This window comes from Francisella hispaniensis FSC454 (genome assembly GCF_001885235.1).
Taxonomy (GTDB): domain Bacteria; phylum Pseudomonadota; class Gammaproteobacteria; order Francisellales; family Francisellaceae; genus Francisella; species Francisella hispaniensis.
The window spans coordinates 485,876-510,769 of the sequence record NZ_CP018093.1 but is presented as its reverse complement, the minus strand read 5'-3'; the positions used below and the strand labels follow the sequence as shown (position 1 = coordinate 510,769).

Here is a 24,894-nt window from a genome sequence, read left to right as displayed (position 1 = left end):
CTAATACTTATGTAACGTAACTGGATTTATCGCAAAATCTATATCTAAATCATTTAATTCTTTGGCAATATTTATAAAAATTTCATCCTGAACATTGATAAAATCACTAAAGAAAACTTTATTAACCATCGCATAAATTTGTATATTAATACCACTACTACCAAAACTTCCCTCTAGCTTACCAGAAATATTGGTACCTCCTGATGCTAATGAGACAGCTAAAGTTTTATTTTGATCAATATTTGGATGTGACTTAAGTATTTCTAAAATTTTTTGTTTGATAACAGGGATTTTATCAATATATTTATAATCAATAGTTATAAACTGTACTATACGTCTATGAGTTCGACGTGATGTTGTTGTTATACAAGTATTAAGAAATACCGAGTTTGGAATATGCATTGGTGCTGTTTCAGAATTATCAACTCTAGTAGTTAAGGTACCAATTTTTTTGATAGTACCACTAAATTTAATCGTTGAATTTATCTCTGAAGAAATAATATCACCCTCAGAATATTTACGATTAAATACTACAAACAAACCACCAAATAAGTTTGTAAGAAGAGTACTTTGTGAAAGAGTTAAACCAGCCAAAGCTACTCCACTGAAAGCTCCTAAAGCAGTAAGAGGTACACGAAAAGCTGCTAAAATCAATATAACTGAAACTACTATAGCTCCAAGCTCTAAAGCTTTAAATATAGCATTAATATCCCTAAAATCATCATAGCCATCTTTTGTTTGAGCTTTTTTCTTTTCGATAACGATATTTTTACTTTTATATAAAAATCTAAATAAACTAATAATAATTGCTAAATAAATACAAAAATCAAAAATTTTATCCGAATACGATACTATAACTTCTTTATAATCAGGCAGATGAACTATAACAGGTAAGTCAACACAAGTTTTTATAAAATACGACCAAATAACCAAATAAAGGGTTAGTTTAAATGATTTCACGAATGAATATCTAATTGTATCTTTATGCTTAATTACTAAAAGGCTTCCTAGTAAAGATATAATAACGCTAAAAACCAAACATATAACAAAGTCAATCAAAAGTATATATGTAGTGGAATAGTTCTCAACTCTTAAGAGTATATTGTTTAAAAGGTTCATTTGACAACTTAGGTATATTTATAAAATTTTATATTTTTATCTTAATCATTCTGATTGCTGTGGTGCTGTTTCATCAGTTTCATTAGTTTTATCATCAATCACGACATTATTGATATTTGCAATAGTTGGTGGATGAGCTACTAATGTTTTTGAAGCAACTGCCGAAGTATCTATAGCAGGAGCGTTAATTGCTGTAGCTGCTGTTAGCTGACTAGCTTTACTAGAAGTTGTATCATCAATAAGATTTGTATCATCACTCGCCTTCAAATTATTAGTATTTGAAGATGCTACAGATGGCTGCTGTTGCTCAGGATTATCAATATCATAATTTATTGGAGTATATATGATAGCAGCTTTTGAATTTTCTGGAGTTACAGTATCTATATTGTTTCTAATGTGTTGAATTACTAAAACAATTATAGTTACTGTTATTATCAGTATCGCAAATCTATTAATATAATCAAAAAACTTTAGTTTGCCATAACGTGATTTCTTATAATAAAGGATATCAATTTTATTAAGTATCGATACTATTTTTTTCTCAGGGATCTCTAGATATTCACAATATCTTCTAATTTGATTCTTAAGTACACTACTAGAGTTTAATAATAATTCATCATTGTCAGCTTCTTCTATAAGTTGTATAGTCTCTACTGATAGATTAATAGCATCAGCGATAGTTTCTCGTTTAAGCTCCCGAGAATCTCTAACACTTTTAAGAAAAGATTGAAAACTATGCATAATTTTACTAATTAACTAGTTATTTAACAACAATAGTCAAAATTATATAAGAAAAAAGCTAAAAATTAAATGCAGATATATATAAAGATAGATTTAGTTATTTAGCTTTGTTTTTTTGTTCTAAGAATTTCTCTAAGAAATGGATATTAGTTCCACCCTTAATAAAATCTTCATTATTTAGAATTTCTTGATGAAGAGGTATGTTTGTCTTAATACCATTAATCACCATTTCTTCTAAAGCTGCACGCATTTTCTGTAATGCTGTTTCTCTATTATGTCCACGTACGATAACTTTAGCTATCATTGAGTCATAATTTGGCGGAACAACATAACCTGAGTATATATGTGAGTCCACACGCACTCTAGGTCCTGCTGGCGGATGATACATATCGATCTTACCAGGTGAAGGAATCATTCTTTCAGGATCTTCCGCGTTTATTCTACACTCAATTGCATGACCCACTATAGCAATATCTTCTTGCTTCCAACTTAGACCTTCACCGTTAGCAACTCTGATTTGCTCCTTGATAAGATCTGTAGAAGTTATTGACTCAGTAACAGGGTGCTCTACCTGAATTCTAGTATTCATCTCAATAAAATAGAATTCACCATTCTCATATAGGAATTCAAAAGTACCAGCACCACGATATTTTAGTATCTTACATGCGCTAACACACTGCTCACCAATACGCTTTCTTTCCTCATCAGAAAGACCAATCGCTGGAGCTTCTTCAATAACTTTTTGGTGTCTTCTTTGAGTAGAGCAATCTCTCTCAAATAGATATACGGCATTACCTTCACCATCACCAAAAACTTGAATTTCAATGTGGCGAGGGTTTTCTAAGAATTTTTCCATATAAACCATATCGTTATTGAAAGCTATTCTTGCTTCACTCTTTGTTAGAGAAATAGCACTAATAAGATCCTCTTTCTTTCTAACGATACTCATTCCGCGACCACCACCGCCACCAGCAGCTTTAATGATAACTGGATAGCCAATTTTATCAGCAATTTCTAGGTTTTTCTTTTCATCACTGCCTAATGGACCACCTGAGCCTGGTACGCATGGAACACCAGCTTTTTTCATGTATTTGATAGCTTCAACTTTATCGCCCATAATCTCTATGCTCTCTGCACGCGGACCGATAAATATAAAGCCACTTTCCTCAACAGCCTTAGCAAATTTTGCATTTTCTGATAAGAAACCATAACCTGGATGTATCGCATCAGCATTAGTAATTTCAGCGGCAGTTATAATAGCTTGAATATTTAGATAACTAAGATTAGGAGCAGGAGGACCTATACATACTGCTTCATCAGCTAGCTTGACATGCATAAGGTTAGCATCAGCTGTAGAATACACAGCAACTGTCTTAATTCCCAACTCTCTACAAGCTCTTAAAATTCTAAGAGCTATTTCACCTCTATTGGCAATCAGTACTTTTTTAATCATTTTGTATTACCTTTTAAAAAGTTTATACCTGAAGTCTCTATTTTAATTGTCACTTATTGCTTATTATTCAATAATAAATAAAGGTTGATCAAACTGAACAGGCTCACCATCTTTAGCTATGACTTTGATAATTTTACCCGCTCTTTCTGCTTCAATCTTATTCATGATTTTCATCGCTTCGATGATACATAATACATCACCTTTTTTAACTTCTTGACCTTCTTTAACATAAGGAGCAGCATCTGGTGAAGATGCACCATAGAAAGTCCCTACCATCGGAGACTTAATTTCCTCACCATGTATCTCATCAGCCGCAGCTTCTGCTGGAGCTTTAGGAGCTGTTATTGCAGTACTAGTAGTTGCTGCTGGAGCAACATTATTAGCCACTGGTGCTGCAGAAACTACACTTGTAATAGTTGCTGTATTATTTTTTGTCATAAAGATGCTTGAACCACCATCTTTAACTCTGATTTCCTTTATATCACTTGAGTTAAGAATTTCAGCCACTCTATCAATCGCTTTTAGTAAATCCATTTTTTCTACTCTCCTTTCATATTTATATAATTTATTGCTTCTATTAAAGCTAATGTGTAACCATTTGGCCCAAACCCAAATATACATCCATAAGCTATATCTGATAGAAACGATTTAGTCCTAAATTCTTCCCTATTATATATATTAGACAAATGTATTTCAATAAAAGGCTTATTTATAGCTAAAAAAGCATCTCTTATTGCCACACTTGTATGTGTGAAAGCTGCTGGATTTATAATGATAACTTTCGCAACGGTCTGCTGTATTTTGTCAACTATTTGCCCCTCATGATTACTCTGATAGAAGTCTATACTTACGTTATTTTTTTGAGCAATTTCTAATAAATTATCATTAATATCAGCTAAAGTTTTATGACCATAAAACTTCGGTTGTCTAATACCCAATAAATTAAGATTTGGTCCATTTATAACTAAAATATCCATATTCTAAATATCCTTATAGCTTTTAAGTGCTTTGACTGCATATTTTTTTTCTGTCTCAATACAATAGCAACTAAGCTTACCACCAAATACACATCCTGTGTCTAAAGCTATTACATTACTATCTTTTGTCTCACCTTTGATAGCTGCCCAATGCCCAAAGATTATCTTATATTTATCCACAAATTTCTTATGTTTTAATTTAAACCATGGTTTAAAGTTCTCAGGTATCTGATCGATAGTTGAACTAAATTTAAGATTCAAACGACCATTTTTATCAATACTTCTCATTCGTGTAAAATAATTAAGAATGCACAACCATCTTTCAATCCCCTCTAGCTCTTTATCCCATTTATCAACCTCGTTATTAAAAAGATTTGCTAATAAAAGTCTTCGAGTTGTTTGGTTTTTTAACACAAACTCAACTTCATTTGCTCTTTTCATCGCTTTTTTAGGTGACCAAATATGTGGAATTCCTGCATGAGTTATGAAAATATCATCAATTCTTATCAAGAGGTTTTGATTGCACAACCAGTCTTGGATCTCTTTTAGATTTTCTGCTTTAATAATATCATTAAAAGTGTTTTTATTACTTGACGGTAAATAATTATAACTAACCGCTAAAAACAATATCTCATGATTCCCTAAGATAACCTGCGCAGAATCTCCCAAAGACATTATAAAATTAATAGTTTCAAGAGATTTAGGACCTTTATTGATAATATCTCCAGCAAAAACAAGTCTGTCTTTTTGTACATCAAAATCTATCTTTTGTAGTAATAACTGTAGCTCATCGTAACAGCCTTGTACGTCACCGATAACATATGTAGCCATTTTACTATGCCTTAACTTAAAAAGTTTGCTAAGCTGACAAAATCTCCAACACTTAAATTCTCTGCTCTAAGATTAGTATCTACAGGAAGTGTGTTCGGATCAATTTTTCGCTCTTTTAACATATACTTTAAGTTATTATGCAAAGTTTTTCTACGTTGCGCAAAGCTTTGTTTGACAATTTCTCCAAAAAAATCATAGTTTTTTAGTAATGCTTTATTATTTTTAGGCTTAAGACGTAGAATAGCTGAATCAACCTTAGGTTGTGGATAAAAAACTTCTGGTGGAATCTTTAAAATCATACTACAATCAAAATGATACTGTAATATCACTGATAACCTTCCATATGATTTACTATTAGGTAAAGAAACTATTCTTTCAACAACTTCTTTTTGTAGCATAAAATGTGCATCAACTATTTTATCACTGTCTTTGATTACCTTAAAAAGAATTGGTGAAGATATGTTATAAGGGAGATTACCTATTAATTTTATTTTTTGATTTGATAAATTCTCTAGAGAAGAAATATCAAATTTTAAAAAGTCTTGATTATATATACGTGGAGTTCCATATTTTTGGCAATTTGTTATTAGCGTATCTATAACGCTCGCATCAAACTCAATAACGCTGACATTATTACTACTAGAAAGCAAATATCTTGTCAGAGCACCTAATCCTGGTCCAATCTCGACAACCATATCATCTTTTTTTATATTAGCTAGCTGAACAATCTTACGAATTATATTTTCATCTTGGAGAAAATTTTGTCCTAGTGATTTCTTTGCTTTTGTCTTATATTGCATTTTAGTAAAGTTCAGGTGTTTTTAAATCATCTTCAAGTATTTCGATATATGCATCGTCTTTCATCGATGTTAGCCAAGTTTTATAAATTTCTTGAGCTTTTTCAGAAAATATTGCCTCTAGAGCTTTTTGTTCTTTAAGCTGCTCAGCAGCATCATATTCTTTAGTTTTGGTATATTTGATAATCATCCAAGTTCTACCATCAGCTTGAAAAGGCTCTGATAATTCATTTTCTTTTAATTGCTTAAGTTGCGCAAACGCAGCAGGTGGTAATGATGGTGGACTATCAAGCTCTGATACCCATCTAAAATTACCATTTGGATGATCATAATCTTGATTATATTTCATCGCAACTTTAGTAAATTGTTGACCACTCTCAATAGCAAGTTTTGCTCTTTCAAGAGAACTCTTTGCACCTTCCTCAGTCATACTACCATCAAGTTTAATTTCTATTGCATAAACATAATATTTTGTTACTTTTTTACTTAATATCGGTGCTTTTTCATCAATGTTATCGATATATATCATTTGAAGTGTATGATTGACTATAAATGGTTGTGATACTTGATGATTTTTAAGTTCTTTGATATATTTTTTATATATATCAGGTATTGAATCAAATTTAACTTGTTGGCTAACTATACCTCCAGAAACTGCATTTGGTGCCTGGGAAAATTGTTTGACAATTTCAGAAAAATCAATATTACCATCATTAACTACAAGAGCTAGTTTTTTAAACAAATCTATTTTTTTCTGGCGTGCTTTTTTAGAGTCTGGCAAAGCTACAATTAGATTTTTAAGTGTATATAACTTTACAGGCGCCATTTCTCTATCAAATTGTTTTTGATGTTTTTTAATATACTTTTGTATTTCTTCAGGTGAGACATATACTTGTTGAGCTATAGCTTGCTGTTGCAGTTGACTTATCATCAACTGATCTCTTATTCTTTTTTTATAACTATCAAAAGACATCCCAGCTGCTTCGATATTAAGTTTTAAAGACTCTACTGAAACACCATTTTTTGCAGCAATATCTTGTATGGCACTATCTAGTTGTTGATTAGATATTGTAATATTATTACGCTCTGCAAGCTGTAGTAAAACGCTTTGAGATATCAAATCTTGTAAGGCTTGTCTTTTTAGTTGTAGAGGATCAGCATTAAATGTTGAATTTGGTTGCATTGCTTCTAACTTAGCCACCTCTTGATCTAACTCAAAAGATGTAATTGGTTTACTATTTACTATCGCTACTGTCTTATTCACAAGATATTTTTTATCTGATACATTCATTGATACCGGAGATGTTGCATCAATACCCGAGTTAAAAGCATTTTGAAACATAGATGAAGAGATATCTGAATAAGCACTAGTTAACATTAGCATCAAAAAAAAGATTGTTATCAGCTTCTTCATTATATACCGTCTCCCCACTCCCCTACTTGGTAACCATTTATTTGTTGTAGACGCGAAGATATATCACTAGTGTTTCCAACTCCTCCAAGACCTTTTAGTTCAAACTCAAACATATAGGTATTAACTAGTGGACCAAGTAGTGTTGGATTATTAGGATCTTGGTTGGTATACGCAGTCTTCTGCCATAATGCCCTAACAGCCCAAGATTTAGCATTATACTGTATACCTGCAAACATATTTGCAATTTGTTTCTGCTGAAAATTGTAGTTCCATAGCGCTGCAATACCCCAATGATCAGTAATATTTAACACTGTAGAAAGAGTAATAGTTTCTTGTGGTTGGGGCTTTTCGCCATCAATTATTTGTTGCTGAGTTAATGAGTTCCAGTTATTTGCAATATTGTTATACGAAACATTAAAGATATTTTCATTCTCATCTTTATATGATAATTGATAGACTTGATAGTCGACGTTTTCTTGCTTAACTCTATAGTTTACTTGAGCTGAAAGGTAAATATTTTTCATCACCTGAAATTCAAAAGATGACATAATTGGTGAGAAAGTATCTGTTGAAAAAGCATCCATTAAGCCTGGATTTGGACACGCAGAATTTCCTTGGCACAAATTAACCTTCCTATCAGCAAAATAAGCCATCTGACCAATTTTTGCAGAAGCTAAAGTAGTACCATCATCATTTCTTGTTGTAGAAGCCTCTAATGCATATGTTAACTGATTAGCATTATTAATTCTGTCATAACCAGTAAATCTATTTACTTGAAACATCTGCATGTATTGCTCATTTTGTAAACTTGTATCAAATAGTGGTATATCTGTTTGATCTTGGTATGGTATATAAGTATAGAAGAGTCTAGGATGTAAGGTTGATGTATATGTCCCGTTTTCATTAGTATAATCTTTATCAAAATATGCACCAGCATCGATATTAAATATTGGCAATACGCTAGTAACATTACTATTAGCAAATTGTATTGTATCCGTAGGTTTAGTATTTAACTGATAATAACGAATAGGCACTTCTAGTGAAGGATTTAAATACCCCCATGTTTGATTAAGATTGAACTTTATTTTAGGGGATTCATATGCTCTAAATGCATTAACGTTCGTTCCTTGAGGAGCACCAGGATTAGTATTAGCAGGCCCAGCAGATTTATAAAAAAACGTATTAAGAGTTTGAGCACTTAAAGTCACATAATCTGGCGTATAGCCATCTGATGTAAGATTTACTTTAACCTCTGGAAGCTTAGCATAAGGAGTATTATCAACAGTTAACAGAGGATTTACTACACCATAGTCTAATACTGTCAATCCAGAATCAACATAGTCATTAGTATAGGTTAGATCGAATTCTCTATCAAGTAATGTCTTAGTAACTAAATTAACATTTCCTGCTGAGAAATCATTGTAATAATTTTGGTCGCTAACGTATTCATACTTAAAATTTGTATTTATATTTTCATACTGACCTGTAGTTGATAAAGTAAAAGAGCCGCGCATTTTTTTCGTTTGAAAATCATAAGGAACTAATGAGCCCTCAAACTGGCCTTGAAAATATTTAGTCATGTAACGGAAAGTACCATTTTCCATAATACCTCTTTGAGACCATATCACACTTTGTAACATCAGATCATAATTAGGCGCAAGGTTAAAATAATAAGGTACAGATACTCCCCAACCAGAATTAGCATTTTGTACAAAACCTGGGGATAAGAAACCAGATCTTCTTCTATCATCTATTGGATGTGAAAAATATGGTATGTACATTACTGGAATATCTTGAATCTCAAAATAACCATTTTTGACATACGCCATATGAGTGTTGGTATCAATATCTATATTATTACCAGTAATTTTCCAAGCATTATCATACGGATCACCCGAAGTAATATATCCATCAGAAAGTATTATATCTCCTGATGACTCTTTCTTGAATGTTTTAGCATATCCACGTAAGTAACCACTAAAATGTTCTTTATCATATATTCTAGTTTTTGGCATCTCACGCGCCAATCTGAAATAAGCTTCGCCAGTACTATAAGTACCATCGTTCATATCCGCATCCAACTCTGTGGTACGAATAACTATACCCGTTGATGGTTGCTTAACGATAACATCTCCAGCCATCACCAATGATCTTATAGCGCTATTATCACTATTTAAATTTATTATCGCATTATTACCATACAATTCCTGATCACACTGAAGCACCTGAACATTCCCAGATGCTATTAATGTACCATCATTGTCAAACTCAGACTTCTCATAACTAAGATCTGTCTTTTTAGACTCGCATAGCGCTTTGGTAAACTGACTATCATTACTATAGTATCCACCAACAAAATATGATGGTTTCTTAACCCAAGCTAGATCATCAGCAAGAGCCTTTTCTTTCTGAGCAGTGGTAAGCTCTTTACTAAAAACACTCTTTGGCTTCTTCGCCCGTTTACAATTCCACTCACCATCAACAACTTTACATTGCCAATCTTCTTTAATAGGGTTATTGCTCATTATCCGCGCAGCATTTCCTTGCACTGTAAGCAATACAGTGCCAAAACACATCAGTAGATACTTATAAATCCCCTTTAACATATTTGATCTTCGAGAGCCTTAATTTATTGAGTTTTTTAAAATAACCGTGATATTATATCTATATTTGAAAAATATTTCCATTCTAATTTAAACTCTAGATGTAACAAGACAATTGGGCTATTTTAATGAATATAGAAAATCATTTATCAGAAATTTTTGCAAAAGTGTTCAAAAAACTAGGTTATGCAGAAAGCTTTGCTAAAGTTGTAACCTCGACTCGTGAGGATGTTGGACACTTCCAATGTAATGCGGCTATGCCTTTAGCTAAATTTGCCAAAAAACCTCCATTTGTGATTGCCGAAGAGATAATAGAGCATATTGATGCTGAGGACATTTTTGCTAAATTAGAAGTTGCTAAGCCAGGTTTTATCAATATAACTTTAGCACCAAAACTCTTAGCTACTATTACAAATAAATTTTTAAATTCAACTAAGTTCGGCGCACAAAATAACTCGCAAAGTAGAAAAGTAGTTCTTGACTTTGGAGGTCCTAATGTTGCTAAACCAATGCATGTCGGTCATATCAGATCTGCACTTTTAGGTGATGCTTTACAAAGAATCCACCGTTTCTACAATGATACTGCTGTCTCTGATGTACATCTAGGTGATTGGGGTACACAAATGGGTATGCTTATAGAAGAAATAAAGCTAGAGTCTCCTGAGCTTGTGTACTTTGATGAAAATTATACTGGTGAGTATCCTGCTGAATCGCCAGTAACTGTCCAAGAATTAGCTGAAATTTATCCACGCGCTTCAAAAAGATGTAAATCTGATATAGATGAAATGGAAAAAGCTAGATTAGCAACTTTTGAATTACAACAAGGTCGCAGAGGTTATGTTGCTCTTTGGCAACATTTTGTAAAAATTTCTATTGATGCTGTTAAAAAAGATTTTGATAATCTAGATGTACATTTTGATCTATGGCTAGGTGAAAGTGATGCCAATAAATTTGTCGATGAGATGATTAGTTACTTTAAAGCTAATAATTTTATCTATGAAGATCAAGGTGCTTGGGTCATAGATACAAATAAGGATGGAATACCTCCACTTATAGTTATTAAAAAAGATGGCGGTATCATGTATGGCACTACAGACCTAGCTACATTATGGCAGCGTAGTAAGGATCTTGATCCAGATGAAATAATCTATGTAGTTGACAAAAGACAGTCGCTTCATTTTAAACAAGTATTCAGTGTTGCAGAGAGGACAAAAATTGTCAGCGAAAAATGCAAACTTAAACACGTAGCTTTTGGCACAGTCAATGGTAAAGATGGACGTCCTTTTAAAACTCGTGAAGGTGGTGTTATGCATTTAGCAGATCTAATTTCTCAAGCAAAAGAATATGCTAAAAAGAGAATGCCTGATGAGAATAATGATAATATTATCAATCAGATAGCTATGGCAACAATTAAATTCGGTGACCTAGTCAACAACTATGCTAATGACTATATCTTTGATTTAGAAAAGTTTGCGCAACATGAAGGTAAAACGGGTCCTTATCTTTTATACACCGCAGTTAGAGCCAAATCAATTCTAAGAAAAATATTTGGTGAAAACTATGATATAGGATCCCTAACAAAAGATTATAAGGTTATAAATGCTCACAATGAACACGAAGAAAAACTTCAGCTACAATTAATACAGTTCCCTATTGCCATACAGCGAGCTTATGAAAATTCACAACCACATCATATTTGCGAGTATGCGTATTCATTAGCTAACAATTTTAACAAATTCTATGTTAATTGCCCTATTACTAATCTTAATGATGAGTCATTAAGAAAAGCAAGAATTGCCTTATGTATGGCAACTGTCAAAGCAATGACAATAGCAACTAACTTATTAGGAATTTCTATTCCTGAGAGAATGTAAAAGATAAAATTTAACTTATAATGAATACTCTATTTTTATAGCTTACATATTTTAACTGATTGTAAGCGGAATACTACCACTATAGTTGTTACCACCGCTACTTGCACTCATCGAGACAGTACCACTGTAAGGTCCAGGCGCGCCAGTAATTCCACAATCTATAACGATCCGACCATTATATGTTGTACCTTTTGATGTTCCATTCATCAGAGCACCTGTGCTTGTCAATATAAGTACCTCACATTTATTTAAATCTATAAAATCACCTGTTACTGTGTAATTAAATGGAGTAGCATTATCATTCGGAACTCCAATAAATCCTTTGATGTCAACTATATTCGCTTGAATTGTTGAACTAAATGGAGCACCATTAGGTGTAGCTGTTAACTGCAAATCCATATCACTACTACTACATGCTGAAATACCAGCTAATAGCAGTAAACTACTTGAAATTTTAAATATTTTTTTCATTTTACTATTCTCCTTTTATATTTTTAAATTTATATTAAAAATAATTAAAATTTGATTGATACTATCATGAAAAAATAAAGCGGTAAAATTAAAATAACTTATATAACATATTACTATTTTTTGAAAATAAAATAGACCAATCCAACTATTAATCTATTTTTAAGAGTTTTAATTTTATGTTGAAGTTTGTTGGCGGTTTGTGTAAATTCTTCTCTGATAAATATTTTTTTAAATTAAAAAGGAATATATAAAATGAAAAAAATATTAAAAATTATTAGTGGTCTTTTGTTGATAGTAGGTGTTTCAGCGTGTAGTAGAGGTATGGATTTAAGTTTGATTTTGGAAGCTATTGGTGTTACAAATAATTATATCATTAAAGTAGATACAGCTAATATCAAAGGATTTATTGATATTCCAAATAATAATGCTACTGCATTTAACTATACTTTAACTGGTGATTTTGCAGACTCACATATATGTGCTGTAACTATATTGACAAAGACAGGGCATAGGGTAAGTGGAGCACCAATAGGCACAACATACGGTGGTGCTATTGAAATACTTTGCGGTATTTCCGCGGGACATGGTCCTTATAGAGGTACTGTTTCGATGAGTACAACTAGTGGAGGTAATAACTATAATGGAGGTATTGCTATAACAATGAGATAAGATATATGGTATACAGAGAAAGCAGTATTTATTTCGGGTTAGATTTTTATTTATTACATTCTCTTAGGAATAGAAATTCCTAGTAAGTTAGTTGCTATTTGACAGTTGCCATACATAAGGCAATTCTTGCTTTTCTTAATGACTCATCATTAAGATTAGTAATAGGGCGATACATAAAAATGCATATAGTCAGAAATAATATAGCAGGTTAATTAAGAATTTACACACTTATTTGGAAAGTATCAAAACATGCTCTAACTATATTTTAGTTTACACTTCCAAAATTTAAATAATATTAACTCTCTCATGTCAAACTTAGGTTATATAACAAACCACAAGATAAATATTCAGTAATAAGGCTTTAATCAACAAGCAATTAAATAGTATTTGTCCTTTGTCTTACTGTTTCATATAATGCTATTCCTGTAGCAACAGAAACATTTAAGCTAGAAACTTCACCGAACATTGGTAATTTAGCAAGAAAATCACAACTAGCTTTTGTGCGCTGACGCATACCACTACCTTCTGCACCAGCAACTATTGCTACAGAATCCGCTAGATTCATCGAATATAAACTATCATTAGCTTCACCTGCTAAACCAATAATCCATATCCCTAATTGTTTGAGCTTTTCGATTGCTCTAGCAAGGTTAGTGACAACTACAATCTTTGTATGCTCTGCGGCACCGCAAGCAACTTTTTTAACCGTTGCATTTACTGGTGCGCTATTATCTTTAGGGACAATTATAAAATCAATACCTGCAGAGTGTGCGCTACGTATACACGCACCAAAATTATGAGGATCTTGGACATTATCTAATATTAAAATAAAAGCATTTTTATCCTGAGGAATTAAATTTTCAATATCATTCTCAGAATATGTTTTAAAATCATTTATCTCTATCGCAAAGATATTTTGATGATTCGCATCTTTTCTGATTCGCTCTGGAAGTTGCTTAAAACTATCAATATAAGTAACTTTTAAACCTTTTGATTCAGCTTTAGAGATAATACTTTCAATCTTATGATTAGCATTTGTCTTTTTAAATACCAATATTTCTTTTGCTTGATTAGCTTCTACTAAACTATCAACAGCATGGATACCATAAATTAAACTACTCATTTAGTCTCCAAAAGCTTAACTAACTTTTCTCTTAATCCATCAAATGAGCCATTACTCATCATCACAAGCTGGATATTTCTATCTTGGTACTTAGTTAATAATTCATCCATACAATCAACAAAATCATCAATATTAGCTATAAAATCAACATTGCTACTATTTTTGAGAACTTCTTTAGCATCCCATTTTAATAAACTATGATTATACAACAATACTCTATCAGCCTCGATAATTGACATCGGCAAATTATCTTTATTGTCGCCTTGGCGCATTGTGTTTGAGCGTGGATCTATAAGGGCTATTACATAAGCATCTTTAGCTTTATTGCGCACAGCTTCTAAAGTTAACTTAATAGAAGTTGGATGATGAGCAAAATCATCATACAAAGTAACATTACTTTGATGAGATAATACTTCTAAACGTCTTTTAACTCCTTTAAAACTCTCTAAAGCGTCTTTTACTACTTCATCAGATATATTTAGTTGTTTTGCTACCGCATAGGCACTCATTGCATTAAGCGCATTATGCTCACCTATTAAGCCCCATGATATTTCAATACTATTTCCATTAATATCTCTTAACTCAAACTTTGAGTAATCTAATGTGTGCTTGGTTATACAGATACCAGTATTAGAGTTTACTCTAACTAATTCTGACCAACATCCCATCGATATTATTTTTTGAACATTCTCATCTTTGTCATTATAAATAATCTTTGCTGTCGATGGCATTTTTCTAAGTAGTTGATGAAATTGCCAAAATATTGCGTCAATATCTTTGAAAATATCAGCATGATCAAACTCAATATTATTAATTACAAAAATACTTGGATCATAATGGATCAATTTTGAACGTTTATCAAAAAAAGCTGTATCATACTCATCAGCCTCAATGACAAAATACTCAGAATCTGTGTAACGTGATGAAACCCCAAAATCACTACTAACCCCACCAACCAAAAAGCTAGGATTAAGTCCAGCTTGCTCTAGTATTTTTATAGTCATTGTAGTGGTTGTAGTTTTACCATGTGTACCAGCTATTGCAATTACTTTTTTATACTTAAGAATATTCTGATATAGCCATTCAGGTCCCGAGAAGTAGTTTAATTTTTGTGTAAGTATTTTCTCTATTATTGGCATACCTCTTTTCATGATATTACCAATAATAATTTCATCAGGATTTGTATCTAGTTGATCACAATCAAATCCTTGTAAAATTTCTATACCTTGAGACTCAAGATAAGTACTCATTGGTGGATAGACATTAAGATCCGAACCTGTTACTTTATATCCCTTTTGTTTAGCTAATACCGCTAAAGAGCCCATAAAAGTACCACAGATACCTAAAATATGAATATGTTTTGACATTAAAGAACTTTCTAAAACTTTTGACGAAGTGGCTAAATTATATCAGCTTATTGAAGTTAAATATATTAATAGATCCTCTATCTTAAACTATATTTACTTGGTATTACTAAAGTTATTATCTATAATTTATAGCAAGTTTGGATATATTAGGAATAATATATGTTTATAGAGTTTGCCCTTAAGAATCAGGTACTTAAATTTGGTGAATTTACTCTTAAATCAGGACGCATTAGTCCATATTTTTTTAATGCGGGATTATTTAACACAGGTGCTCAACTTGCAACACTTGCCGATTATTACGCTCAACTGATTACCAAAAGCGATGTCAAGTACGATATCCTTTTTGGACCAGCATATAAAGGGATTCCTCTAGTTGCAGCTATCTCTACTGTACTAGCTCTGAAGTATAATATAGATATGCCTTACGCTTTTGATCGTAAAGAAGCAAAAGAGCATGGTGAAGGTGGTGTGTTTGTTGGTGCTGATATGACAAATAAAAAAGTATTGCTCATAGATGATGTGATGACTGCAGGTACAGCGTTTTATGAATCATACAACAAGCTAAAAACTATTAATGCTGAAATAGCTGGTGTTGTACTATCTATAGATCGACAAGAAAAAGCTAAAGATAGCGATATTTCAGCAACTAAGAAAATATCTCAAGATTTCAACATCCCAGTTCTAGCGGTGACAAACTTTGAAAGTATTTTTGAGTACGTCAAAGAGAACCTTGATGAAACAATGATCAACAAATTTAAACAGTACCGTCAAAAATATGGCTCATAACAAAGATATTTATCTAATTTCAGATCTTCATCTAAATGCTAACCATGCTGAGATGGCTGATCTTTTTAAAAAGTTTTTAGATAGTATTACATCTACACAAAACCAACTTTTCATACTTGGTGACTTTTTTGATTATTGGATAGGTGATAACCATAGAGATGACTTTTATCATAAAATCACAAATTGGCTAAAAGAAGCTTCAGATAAAGGTTTAGAAATATTTTTCATGTATGGAAATCGTGATTTTTTGATTGGCAGAAAATTTGCTAAACAAAGTGGCGTGACTCTAATTAAAGATCCGTACTATATAGATATATCTAATCAAAAAATACTTTTCTCGCATGGAGATCTATTTTGTACAGATGATAAAAGTTACCAAACTTATAGAAAATGGATTGCATATAATCCTATTCTGAGATTTATTTTTAGAAGATTACCCTTATTCATAAGAGAATATACAGCAAAGAATGTCCGCCAAGCAAGCTATGTAAAAAATCGCAAGAATCCGAATGTTGATGTAACTAATAAAGGTATCGAAAAATATCGTAACAACTGTGATATTGTTATTCATGGTCATACGCATAAAATGGCTATACATGTGGCTGATAATTATACTAGATACGTACTTGGCGACTGGTTCAAAGATGGTAACTATATAAAAATCTCAAAGAATGGTGAAATTATGCAAGTTACGACATTAAATGGATACTAATTTATATAAATTTGACTTGTAGCTATATTTCAAGATTGCTTTTATTCAAAAGCTTTTGTATAAACTTCACAAAGCTCATCCATAGACTTATTTATCGCTACTTTATGTTGCTCTTTGTCTAGTAATTTCTGTAATGCTGGTGTAGGCGGTACTTGTATATCTAATACCGGCTCAATTACACTTTCAAACTTAGCAGGATGAGCAGTCGCTACGATTATATAATCCTTATTTGCATCAAGCTGATTTTTAGCTACAAAGCCTGTCGCAGTGTGTGGGCAAATAACTTCATTATATTGACGATAAACTTGTTTTATTTCTTCTATGATTTCAAAATCAGAAACACATACAGCTTTAACATTAGCTTTGAAATTTTCATAATTCCCTAGCAAGTATAATAGTCTTTCAAAATTACTAGGATTACCCACATCCATAGCATTAGCTAGTGTCTCAACACTTGCTTTAGGATTAAACTTTCCAGACTCCAGATAGTCAACAATAGTGTCATTAGCATTTAGACTCATCGATATCTCATCAATTGGAAAGCCCATTTGCTTAGCCCAAAAAGCAGCTGTAATATTACCAATATTACCTGATGGAACGATGTAGTTTGCTTTTTTACCAGTATGTAAATAATGCTGCCACGATGTATAAGCATAATAAGTAGATTGCGGTAGTAATCTACCAATATTGATACTATTTGATGTATTTAGCTTAGTTCTATCTGTCCACCAAGGTGTCTTAAAAGCTTCTTTTACAAGAGTCTGACAATCATCAAAAACCCCTTCAACCTCAACAGCTTGGATATTATCTCCCCAGCAAGTTATTTGCTTTTCTTGTCTTTTAGAGATCTTACCCTTAGGAAACATTACTATAACACGAATATTACCCTTACCATGAAAAGCTGCTGCTACTGCAGAACCTGTATCGCCAGAGGTTGCCACTAAAATTGTAAATGGCTTCTCACTATCGATAGAGCTTAAACAATTTGCTAAAAATCTCGCACCAAAATCCTTAAAAGATAAAGTTGGTCCATGAAAAAGCTCTAAAATAGATGTGGTTTTATCCAAACGCCTAACTGGCACATCAAATGTAAAAGCATTACTACAAATCTTATCTAAAGAAGCTTCAAGCTGATCTCCTTTGAAGAACTCTCTCAAAGTATTTGCAGCAAATTCAGCATAGCTAATATCTTTAGCAAAATTCTGCCAATCAACCGTTGGAAATCTCTCAGGTACAAATAATCCTCCATCTGGAGCTAATCCAGACTGCATTGCCTCACTCAATGAAACTTTGATATTTTTATCTCTTGTACTAATAAAATTCATGTCTTACCTTTATTATTTTTTCTCTAGTATATATGCACCTTTGTCACTCATAGCACTTATCCAACTATCCGACTTAAGGTTAAATTCTTTAAACTTATCTTGCATTGCTTTAGCAACAATATTTGCATCATCTTGTTTTTTTACAAGAGCAAACATTGTCGGACCTGATCCTGATATCCCACAAGCTATTGCACCTGAATCATAAGCAGCTTTCTGTACATCATAAAATCCTGTGATTAATTTAGATCTTCTTGGTTCAATTAAAATGTCTTTTAAACTCTGACCTAATAATTCAATATCTTGTGTGTATAAAGCGCTTATTGTAGCTGCTAAGCATGCACTATGCTCAACTATTGTAGATAAATCATAAGGCTCTTTAAGAAGTTCACGGGCTTTTTTTGTCTCGATTGAAAGATCAGGACAAACTATAACCACATTACAATCAACTATTGGTAAATCTATTTTTTTACATGGTTTTGAACTTTGTAATAATACTAGTCCACCAAACATACATGGCACAGCATTATCGCCGTGAAATGATCCTGATATCAAACTCTCGCCATAGATAGCATAGTCAATCAAATCATCATAACTATATGGTGTTTCAAAAAAAGCATTCATCGCGACTAGTGCAGCAACTGAAGAAGCTGCTGAACCACCCATACCAGAACCTAAAGTTATACCTTTTTGTATATAAACATCGAATCCTATTTTGATATCCATATCTGCTAGAAATTTTTTGATTACAGCTGTAGCAACATTTTTATCACTATCAAAAGGTAATTTATCTGCACCGGTAGCACCACTAATTTGCTTGATAACCAACTCAGTATCATCTCTTTTGATAAGCTCTACAGTGTCACCAACTCCATCAATAGCAAAACCAAGTAAATCATAACCAACTGCAAAATTTGCACTAGTTGCTGGAGCAAATGCCTTGGCTGATTTAATATTAGCTAATTTCATGACTTCCTTTCTCTTATCACAGTTATAACATCAGCATATACACCCGCTGCTGTTACCTCAACACCAGCACCAGCTCCTTGGATAACCATAGGTTGAGTATATCTATCTGTATTTATCATTACGATATTATCAGTACCTTTCACATTTGCAAAAGGACTAGATTCATCATAAGCTTGAATACCTACATTTGCCACACCATTAACGATAGATCCAACATAATGCACCCCAGCAAGATTTTTCTTTTTGTCTGCAATCTGTTGCATTATTTGCTCGTTAAATGCTGGAAGTTTTGCAAAAAACTCTTCTACACTGCATTCACGCAACTCTTCAGGTACTAAATTTTCGATAACCAAGTCATTCAAACCTATATTTAGACCTATCTCTCTAGCTAAGATCACTGTCTTTCTCGCCACATCCATACCTGATAAATCCTGTCTTGGATCTGGCTCTGTATACCCAGCATCATAAGCCATCTTCACTGCATCTGAGAAAATCACACCATTATTTAACTGAGTAAACAAATAGCTTAAAGTTCCTGAGAAAATTCCTTTTATAGTGCTAACATGATCACCGCTTTGAACCATATTTTGTAATGTAACTATAAGAGGAAGACCAGCACAAACGTTTGTTTCATATAAGAAACTAGTACCATTCTGCTTAGCTACCTTTCTAAGCTCTTGATAGAACTCATAGTTTCCTGAATTTGCATATTTATTAGGAGTAATTACACTTATTCCATTCTTTAAGAAATTACTATAATTTTTCGAAACATTTATTAGGAGTAATTACACTTATTCCATTCTTTAAGAAATTACTATAATTTTTCGAAACATTTTCACTTGCCGTAGCATCAATCACAATTTTTTTGGTAGCTGAAGCATGTGACATAAACTCAGCTAACCTCTCTAGATTAACTTGTTCTGTATTCTCTTTAAGCAAATTATCGATATTTTCAAATAATAAATTCTCATAAGAAACGCGCATATATTTTGAATTAGTAGCTCCAACTAATACTAAATTAATGCCTTTTGCATACCATTTCTCATAAGTTTGCTTAATCTGCCTAATAAATGCCTTACCGATATTTCCAGCACCAACAACAGCAATTGCGATATCATCACTGACAGAATTATAATGACGATGCATTGCTTGTACTCCTCGAGCCTCATCTTCTGCTTTTACAGCAAATGTTACACTTCTTTCTGATGATCCTTGAGCAATAGCATGTATATTTATATTTGCTAATTTAAGTGAGTTTACTAATTTTGCTAACGAACCAGTCTTAGACTTCATACCTTCACCAACTGCTGTAATTAGTGAATAGTGCTTATGGACAATTATTTCTTCTATTAGGTTATTTTTTATTTCATTAGCAAATTCTTGTCTAAGTGCCTCTGTTGCTTTATCAGCATCAAGACTATCTATAGCAAAACATATCGAGTATTCAGAACTTGCTTGAGATATCATCATCACTGAAACATTAGCTTTTTCTAGTGCGCCAAAAACCTTAAATGATATACCTGATACTCCTATCATACCAGCACCTTGCACACGCACAATCGCAACATCTGAGACGCTTGTTAGACCCTTAATGATTCCTTGATTTTCATCCTTATCAGAGCTGATTTTTGTACCAACCTCATCAGGAGTATAGCTACTTTTTATATATATTGGTGTCCTATCTAAAGCCATAGGTGCTATTGTAAGCGGATGTACTACAGATGCCCCAAAGTATGCAAGCTCAAGAGCTTCTTTATATGTCAGTTGACTTAAAGGCTTTGCTTCTGGTACAACTTGTGGATTAGCACTATAAACACCGGCAACATCTGTCCATATATACAGCTTATTAGCTTGTAATAATTTTGCAAAAATAGCTGCTGAATAGTCACTACAATTCAAACCAAGAATAGTTCTTTTACCATATTTATTCTGGGCGATAAATCCTGTTATGACATACACATCTGCTGGATTATCATTTTTGATAATTTCTAACTTTTCTAGACTTTGTTGCCAATCAACTGTTACAGGGTAGCTACGATCATTGACAATCAAACACTCTGATGCATCTATAAAAGCTGCCTTTTTCCCCTTAGACTTCAAATAAGCTGTTAGAATCCTAGCCGACCAAATTTCACCAAACCCTAAAATAAAAAATCTTAAGCTATCAGCACAAAAACCTGTAATAGTGATAGTACTTAAAATATGTTTGATATTAGCTAAATCTGTAACAATCAAAGCTCTTAAAACTTCGTCATTTGGAAGTAATTGCTTGATAATCTCATTATGATGCTCATAAATTTGCTCTAAAGTTTCACTATAATCTTGAGCTATTGTAGCTTGATCTATAGTTTTTTGTAGATTTCTTGTAGTTTTTGCTGAAGCTGAAACTACTACAGCCTCATATTTACAGTTTATAATATTAGAAACATTTTTTATTTTTTCTGCAGTAGCAAGGCTACTCCCACCAAACTTATGCACTATCATACTTTTTATACTCTTATGTTGAACAAATATCAAATTAGTTACTTTTGTATTATACTTTAACAGTAAATTTTATCACTAATAATTATGAGGGTTTTATGCTTAAAGTTGGTTTTATTGGTTGGCGCGGAATGGTCGGCTCAGTTTTGATGTCACGAATGGTTGAATCAAAGGATTTTGATGATATTTCACCAACATTTTTCTCGACATCCCAGACAGGACAGCTGCCAACAGGTTTTATGCAACAATATGGAGCGTTACAAAATGCCTATAGTATCGACCAACTAAGTAGTATGGATATACTTCTAAGCTGTCAAGGTGGTGAATATACCAAGGAAATACACCACAAATTAAGAAAAGCTGGCTGGCAAGGTTTTTGGATAGATGCTGCATCGACACTACGTTTAGAGAATGATAGTACTTTAGTTTTAGATCCGTTAAATCATAAGCAAATAATCAACTCTATTGATAGTGGTAAAAAAGACTTCATAGGTAGTAATTGCACTGTTAGTTTAATGTCTCTAGCTATAGCTGGACTACTTAAAGAAGATCTTGTTGAATGGGTTAACTCTAGTACTTATCAAGCTATCTCAGGAGCTGGTGCTGCAGCAATGCAAGAAATTCTCCAACAAGCTGATCTTTTAAGTAAAGCTGATGATATAAATTCAGATATCTTAACAAGAGAAAAAACTCTAAGAGAACTATCTAAAGACTCTTCAAAAATTCCACAACAAAAAACTGTACAAACATTGGCTTATAATCTATTGCCTTGGATAGATGTTGGTATGCCTAGTGGACAAACAAAAGAAGAGTACAAAGCAGCTACCGAACTAAACAAGATTCTAGATACTAAAAAAACAATTCCTGTTGATGGCGTATGTGTCAGAGTTCCTAGCCTAAGATCACACTCCCAAGCTTTAACTATCAAGCTTAGAAAGAAACTAACAATTGATGAGATTAAGCAAAAAATTTCTCAGGGCAATCAATGGGTTAAATTAATAGATAATAATAAAGAAGATACTCTAAAATATCTAACACCTCAAGCTACTTCAGGAACTCTTGATATTGCTATAGGTCGTATCAAATCATCCCTATTAGCTGATGATATATTTCATTGTTTCACGGTAGGAGATCAGCTATTATGGGGAGCTGCAGAACCTCTAAGAAGAGTTTTAAATATTATCAAAGAAGAGAGTTTAATCCTAAAAATAACTCCTCTATAACTATATTATCTGCTTAACGAAAGCTACAACTTCTTCCATCTTGAAGCTTCTAGCTCCTTTGACAGTAAGTTTAGTATTTTGCGATTTATACTCAGTAAGTACTTTTAATAGATCATCATTTAGCTGTTGCTTGTCATCATAGTATTTGACATTTGAATTTTTATACTCTTCTAAAGCAAACTTTATTAATTTTTTTTCGCCAAATAGAAATATCTTATCTAAGTTTGCTTCATTAAGCCATTGTCCCATCTTACGATGATAATTTTCAGCCTCATCACCTAATTCTCTCATTGAGGTAATTGCTATAACTTTTTTACCATCAAATTCAGCCAAATCTTCAATGGCAGCTTGGACAGCTCCAGCACTAGCATTATATGTATCATCTACAAGAGTTAACTTATCATTTAGCTTTTCAGTTGAAAATCTACCTTTATAATTTTTGATATTTTGCGTATTTTGTAAAAAACTGTTTGGTTCGAGTCCTGCAGCGACTACACTAGCTATTGCAAGCATACTATTAGACAAATTATGTTTACCAATATTTGGCAACTGATAGCTATATTCTTTGTCAAAAATTCTAATCTTAACATCGTATAACTCTGGAGTAACCTGATAATCTAAAATCAAAATATCAGCATCTTGATTACTCATTGAGCAAGTAATTTTCTTACAGTCTAATTTATATGCATAGTTTGGTATTCTTTCATCATCAAGATTTACAATACAAAAGCCGTCTTTGGGTAGAGCTTTAAGAAGCTCACCTTTTTCTATCATTACACCATCTAATGTTTTTAAATTCTCTAAGTGACTAGCTCCAACATTTGTAATCATCGCTATATTTGGTTGGATAATATCAGCAGCGGCTTTTATTTCACCGCCAACATTTGTACCGGCCTCAATCACCGCAAAATCAACGTCATGTGGGGTTTCTAGTATTGTCATTGGCACACCAAGATAATTATTTAGATTACCTTGAGTAAAGTGAACTTTTTTACCTCCAAGTAGAGTTACTATCATCTCTTTAACCGTTGTTTTACCACAACTACCTGTTAAGGATATTGTCGGCATAGTTAGAGTTTTACGATACTCTTTGGCTAAAGCTCGTAAGCCTTTGATAGTATTACTACAAACTACTTGTGGGATATCTAAATCCTGTTTTTTTGAAACTAGAACAGCTTTAGCGCGATTAGCAATAGCACTTGGAATAAACTCATGCCCATCACGATTAGCTATAATTGCAACAAATAAGCAATCTTGTCTTACTTCGTTTGAATTTATAGCTACTGTTTGTATTGATACATCTTCACCCAAATATTCTAAGCCTGCTTGGGTTGCTAATTGTTTTAGTGACTTGATCATGAATGAAAGTGCAAATAGTTTAATTATTAATTAGATATATTCTAAGATAATCAATGACTAAAGGCTAGTTATTATAGATTTCTCTCATCTATTTCTTATCGTTTAAAGACTTTCATTTTTTCAATATTATCTTTAGCATTAATCTTAAAATAAAACTAATAAGTTATCTTAAGAATTATTACTTGGGCAATTATAAACAGAACCTGTTACAGTATAGTTTGTTTGTTCATAGCTGGAATTATAATCACCATCAAATCCACCTCCGCTACCGGTATTTCCAGCTTGGCTAGATATTAGCTGAATATAATTACCCCCCATTTTAGCTGCTTTATTTCTTACTTTGTTATATGCACCTTCCTGCAAATTATTATTAGATGTAAATGCACCAGTAAAGAAGTTACCTTGTGTACCTGTAATGGTATTAATAAATTTACAATCTTTCGCAGGAGCAGCTCTAGATATTTCCACCTTACTAGCTATAGGATTTAATTGTACAGATGAGCAACTAGCTAATAAAATCGCAGCCATTGATACGGTCAAAACTTTTTTATTAATCATTTCTATGATCTCAATGTGAAAAATGAATTATATTTCTTTATTTAC

General features: G+C 32.6%; 21 protein-coding genes and 2 pseudogenes. 5 read left to right on the top strand and 18 right to left on the bottom strand.

Annotated features, from left to right (window positions below):
* From FSC454_RS02550 to FSC454_RS02510, 9 genes are all read right to left on the bottom strand, one after another.
* Positions 1-1,119: a mechanosensitive ion channel family protein gene (locus FSC454_RS02550; RefSeq protein ID WP_066044876.1), complete on the bottom strand. Its 1,119-nt coding sequence runs from the start codon at positions 1,117-1,119 to the stop codon at positions 1-3.
* Between the two features lie 45 nt (positions 1,120-1,164).
* On the bottom strand, positions 1,165-1,860 hold the full coding sequence (locus tag FSC454_RS02545; RefSeq protein ID WP_066044874.1) for a helix-turn-helix domain-containing protein: 696 nt from the start codon (positions 1,858-1,860) through the stop codon (positions 1,165-1,167).
* Between the two features lie 97 nt (positions 1,861-1,957).
* Positions 1,958-3,313, bottom strand: coding sequence for an acetyl-CoA carboxylase biotin carboxylase subunit (accC, locus tag FSC454_RS02540; RefSeq protein ID WP_003033338.1), 1,356 nt, complete (start codon positions 3,311-3,313; stop codon positions 1,958-1,960).
* A gap of 63 nt (positions 3,314-3,376) precedes the next feature.
* Entirely contained in the window at positions 3,377-3,847 is a 471-nt protein-coding gene (gene accB / locus FSC454_RS02535; RefSeq protein ID WP_066044872.1) for an acetyl-CoA carboxylase biotin carboxyl carrier protein, read from the bottom strand.
* Between the two features lie 5 nt (positions 3,848-3,852).
* Positions 3,853-4,290: a type II 3-dehydroquinate dehydratase gene (gene aroQ / locus FSC454_RS02530; protein ID WP_066044870.1), complete on the bottom strand. Its 438-nt coding sequence runs from the start codon at positions 4,288-4,290 to the stop codon at positions 3,853-3,855.
* A gap of 3 nt (positions 4,291-4,293) precedes the next feature.
* The gene (locus FSC454_RS02525; RefSeq protein WP_066044868.1) at positions 4,294-5,121 is read right to left on the bottom strand and encodes a symmetrical bis(5'-nucleosyl)-tetraphosphatase; all 828 of its coding nucleotides are present in this window, start codon (positions 5,119-5,121) and stop codon (positions 4,294-4,296) included.
* Positions 5,122-5,132: 11 nt separating this feature from the next.
* On the bottom strand, positions 5,133-5,921 hold the full coding sequence (rsmA, locus tag FSC454_RS02520; RefSeq protein ID WP_066044866.1) for a 16S rRNA (adenine(1518)-N(6)/adenine(1519)-N(6))-dimethyltransferase RsmA: 789 nt from the start codon (positions 5,919-5,921) through the stop codon (positions 5,133-5,135).
* Position 5,922: 1 nt separating this feature from the next.
* Positions 5,923-7,332: a SurA N-terminal domain-containing protein gene (locus FSC454_RS02515; protein WP_066044864.1), complete on the bottom strand. Its 1,410-nt coding sequence runs from the start codon at positions 7,330-7,332 to the stop codon at positions 5,923-5,925.
* Positions 7,332-9,938 carry an LPS-assembly protein LptD gene (locus FSC454_RS02510; protein ID WP_066044862.1) on the bottom strand — a complete coding sequence of 869 codons (2,607 nt, stop codon included), beginning with the start codon at positions 9,936-9,938 and terminating at the stop codon, positions 7,332-7,334. Before FSC454_RS02510 ends, FSC454_RS02515 begins: the two co-directional genes overlap by 1 nt.
* 125 nt (positions 9,939-10,063) lie before the next feature.
* On the opposite strand from FSC454_RS02510, the gene argS reads away from it, so the two are divergent.
* Positions 10,064-11,809 carry an arginine--tRNA ligase gene (gene argS / locus FSC454_RS02505; protein WP_066044860.1) on the top strand — a complete coding sequence of 582 codons (1,746 nt, stop codon included), beginning with the start codon at positions 10,064-10,066 and terminating at the stop codon, positions 11,807-11,809.
* Positions 11,810-11,860: 51 nt separating this feature from the next.
* Here argS and FSC454_RS02500 read toward each other — a convergent pair whose 3' ends face one another.
* A complete protein-coding gene (locus FSC454_RS02500; protein ID WP_066044858.1) occupies positions 11,861-12,280 on the bottom strand; it encodes a hypothetical protein in 420 nt (139 codons plus the stop codon).
* 252 nt (positions 12,281-12,532) lie between these two features.
* On the opposite strand from FSC454_RS02500, the gene FSC454_RS02495 reads away from it, so the two are divergent.
* Positions 12,533-12,949 carry a hypothetical protein gene (locus FSC454_RS02495; protein ID WP_066044857.1) on the top strand — a complete coding sequence of 139 codons (417 nt, stop codon included), beginning with the start codon at positions 12,533-12,535 and terminating at the stop codon, positions 12,947-12,949.
* 53 nt (positions 12,950-13,002) lie between these two features.
* Here the strand turns inward: FSC454_RS02495 and FSC454_RS09925 are convergent.
* From FSC454_RS09925 to mpl, 3 genes and pseudogenes are all read right to left on the bottom strand, one after another.
* Positions 13,003-13,115: pseudogene (locus tag FSC454_RS09925) on the bottom strand (DALR anticodon-binding domain-containing protein); the annotation flags it as partial.
* 210 nt (positions 13,116-13,325) lie between these two features.
* The gene (gene rlmB, locus FSC454_RS02490; protein WP_066044855.1) at positions 13,326-14,072 is read right to left on the bottom strand and encodes a 23S rRNA (guanosine(2251)-2'-O)-methyltransferase RlmB; all 747 of its coding nucleotides are present in this window, start codon (positions 14,070-14,072) and stop codon (positions 13,326-13,328) included.
* Positions 14,069-15,439 (bottom strand): UDP-N-acetylmuramate:L-alanyl-gamma-D-glutamyl-meso-diaminopimelate ligase, encoded by a 1,371-nt coding sequence (mpl, locus tag FSC454_RS02485; protein WP_066044853.1) that lies wholly within the window; start codon positions 15,437-15,439, stop codon positions 14,069-14,071. Before mpl ends, rlmB begins: the two co-directional genes overlap by 4 nt.
* 159 nt (positions 15,440-15,598) lie before the next feature.
* Between mpl and pyrE the strand changes: the two genes are divergently transcribed.
* Positions 15,599-16,225, top strand: a complete 627-nt coding sequence (gene pyrE / locus FSC454_RS02480; protein WP_066044851.1) for an orotate phosphoribosyltransferase — start codon at positions 15,599-15,601, stop codon at positions 16,223-16,225.
* A complete protein-coding gene (locus tag FSC454_RS02475) occupies positions 16,215-16,937 on the top strand; it encodes a UDP-2,3-diacylglucosamine diphosphatase (RefSeq protein WP_066044849.1) in 723 nt (240 codons plus the stop codon). Before pyrE ends, FSC454_RS02475 begins: the two co-directional genes overlap by 11 nt.
* Before the next feature lie 41 nt (positions 16,938-16,978).
* Here FSC454_RS02475 and thrC read toward each other — a convergent pair whose 3' ends face one another.
* From thrC to FSC454_RS02460, 3 genes and pseudogenes are all read right to left on the bottom strand, one after another.
* Positions 16,979-18,262 (bottom strand): threonine synthase, encoded by a 1,284-nt coding sequence (gene thrC / locus FSC454_RS02470; protein WP_066044847.1) that lies wholly within the window; start codon positions 18,260-18,262, stop codon positions 16,979-16,981.
* A 12-nt stretch (positions 18,263-18,274) separates the two neighbouring features.
* Positions 18,275-19,228, bottom strand: a complete 954-nt coding sequence (locus tag FSC454_RS02465; protein WP_066044845.1) for a homoserine kinase — start codon at positions 19,226-19,228, stop codon at positions 18,275-18,277.
* Positions 19,225-21,712: pseudogene (locus tag FSC454_RS02460) on the bottom strand (aspartate kinase). Before FSC454_RS02460 ends, FSC454_RS02465 begins: the two are co-directional and overlap by 4 nt.
* 95 nt (positions 21,713-21,807) lie before the next feature.
* On the opposite strand from FSC454_RS02460, the gene asd reads away from it, so the two are divergent.
* A complete protein-coding gene (gene asd, locus FSC454_RS02455) occupies positions 21,808-22,932 on the top strand; it encodes an aspartate-semialdehyde dehydrogenase (RefSeq protein ID WP_066044841.1) in 1,125 nt (374 codons plus the stop codon).
* Here asd and FSC454_RS02450 read toward each other — a convergent pair whose 3' ends face one another.
* A complete protein-coding gene (locus tag FSC454_RS02450; protein WP_066044840.1) occupies positions 22,933-24,291 on the bottom strand; it encodes a UDP-N-acetylmuramoyl-tripeptide--D-alanyl-D-alanine ligase in 1,359 nt (452 codons plus the stop codon). It lies immediately after the preceding gene.
* A gap of 168 nt (positions 24,292-24,459) precedes the next feature.
* Positions 24,460-24,855: a DUF4156 domain-containing protein gene (locus FSC454_RS02445; protein WP_325148002.1), complete on the bottom strand. Its 396-nt coding sequence runs from the start codon at positions 24,853-24,855 to the stop codon at positions 24,460-24,462.
* Between the last annotated feature and the right edge of the window lie 39 nt (positions 24,856-24,894).

Bases quoted from the DNA above. Each gene is read 5' to 3' on its own strand.
- FSC454_RS02550 (WP_066044876.1), bottom strand. From the start codon at position 1,119: ATGAACCTTTTAAACAATATACTCTTAAGAGTTGAGAACTATTCCACT.
- FSC454_RS02545 (WP_066044874.1), bottom strand. From the start codon at position 1,860: ATGCATAGTTTTCAATCTTTTCTTAAAAGTGTTAGAGATTCTCGGGAG.
- accC (WP_003033338.1), bottom strand. From the start codon at position 3,313: ATGATTAAAAAAGTACTGATTGCCAATAGAGGTGAAATAGCTCTTAGA.
- accB (WP_066044872.1), bottom strand. From the start codon at position 3,847: ATGGATTTACTAAAAGCGATTGATAGAGTGGCTGAAATTCTTAACTCA.
- aroQ (WP_066044870.1), bottom strand. From the start codon at position 4,290: ATGGATATTTTAGTTATAAATGGACCAAATCTTAATTTATTGGGTATT.
- FSC454_RS02525 (WP_066044868.1), bottom strand. From the start codon at position 5,121: ATGGCTACATATGTTATCGGTGACGTACAAGGCTGTTACGATGAGCTA.
- rsmA (WP_066044866.1), bottom strand. From the start codon at position 5,921: ATGCAATATAAGACAAAAGCAAAGAAATCACTAGGACAAAATTTTCTC.
- FSC454_RS02515 (WP_066044864.1), bottom strand. From the start codon at position 7,332: ATGAAGAAGCTGATAACAATCTTTTTTTTGATGCTAATGTTAACTAGT.
- FSC454_RS02510 (WP_066044862.1), bottom strand. From the start codon at position 9,938: ATGTTAAAGGGGATTTATAAGTATCTACTGATGTGTTTTGGCACTGTA.
- argS (WP_066044860.1), top strand. From the start codon at position 10,064: ATGAATATAGAAAATCATTTATCAGAAATTTTTGCAAAAGTGTTCAAA.
- FSC454_RS02500 (WP_066044858.1), bottom strand. From the start codon at position 12,280: ATGAAAAAAATATTTAAAATTTCAAGTAGTTTACTGCTATTAGCTGGT.
- FSC454_RS02495 (WP_066044857.1), top strand. From the start codon at position 12,533: ATGAAAAAAATATTAAAAATTATTAGTGGTCTTTTGTTGATAGTAGGT.
- rlmB (WP_066044855.1), bottom strand. From the start codon at position 14,072: ATGAGTAGTTTAATTTATGGTATCCATGCTGTTGATAGTTTAGTAGAA.
- mpl (WP_066044853.1), bottom strand. From the start codon at position 15,439: ATGTCAAAACATATTCATATTTTAGGTATCTGTGGTACTTTTATGGGC.
- pyrE (WP_066044851.1), top strand. From the start codon at position 15,599: ATGTTTATAGAGTTTGCCCTTAAGAATCAGGTACTTAAATTTGGTGAA.
- FSC454_RS02475 (WP_066044849.1), top strand. From the start codon at position 16,215: ATGGCTCATAACAAAGATATTTATCTAATTTCAGATCTTCATCTAAAT.
- thrC (WP_066044847.1), bottom strand. From the start codon at position 18,262: ATGAATTTTATTAGTACAAGAGATAAAAATATCAAAGTTTCATTGAGT.
- FSC454_RS02465 (WP_066044845.1), bottom strand. From the start codon at position 19,228: ATGAAATTAGCTAATATTAAATCAGCCAAGGCATTTGCTCCAGCAACT.
- asd (WP_066044841.1), top strand. From the start codon at position 21,808: ATGCTTAAAGTTGGTTTTATTGGTTGGCGCGGAATGGTCGGCTCAGTT.
- FSC454_RS02450 (WP_066044840.1), bottom strand. From the start codon at position 24,291: ATGATCAAGTCACTAAAACAATTAGCAACCCAAGCAGGCTTAGAATAT.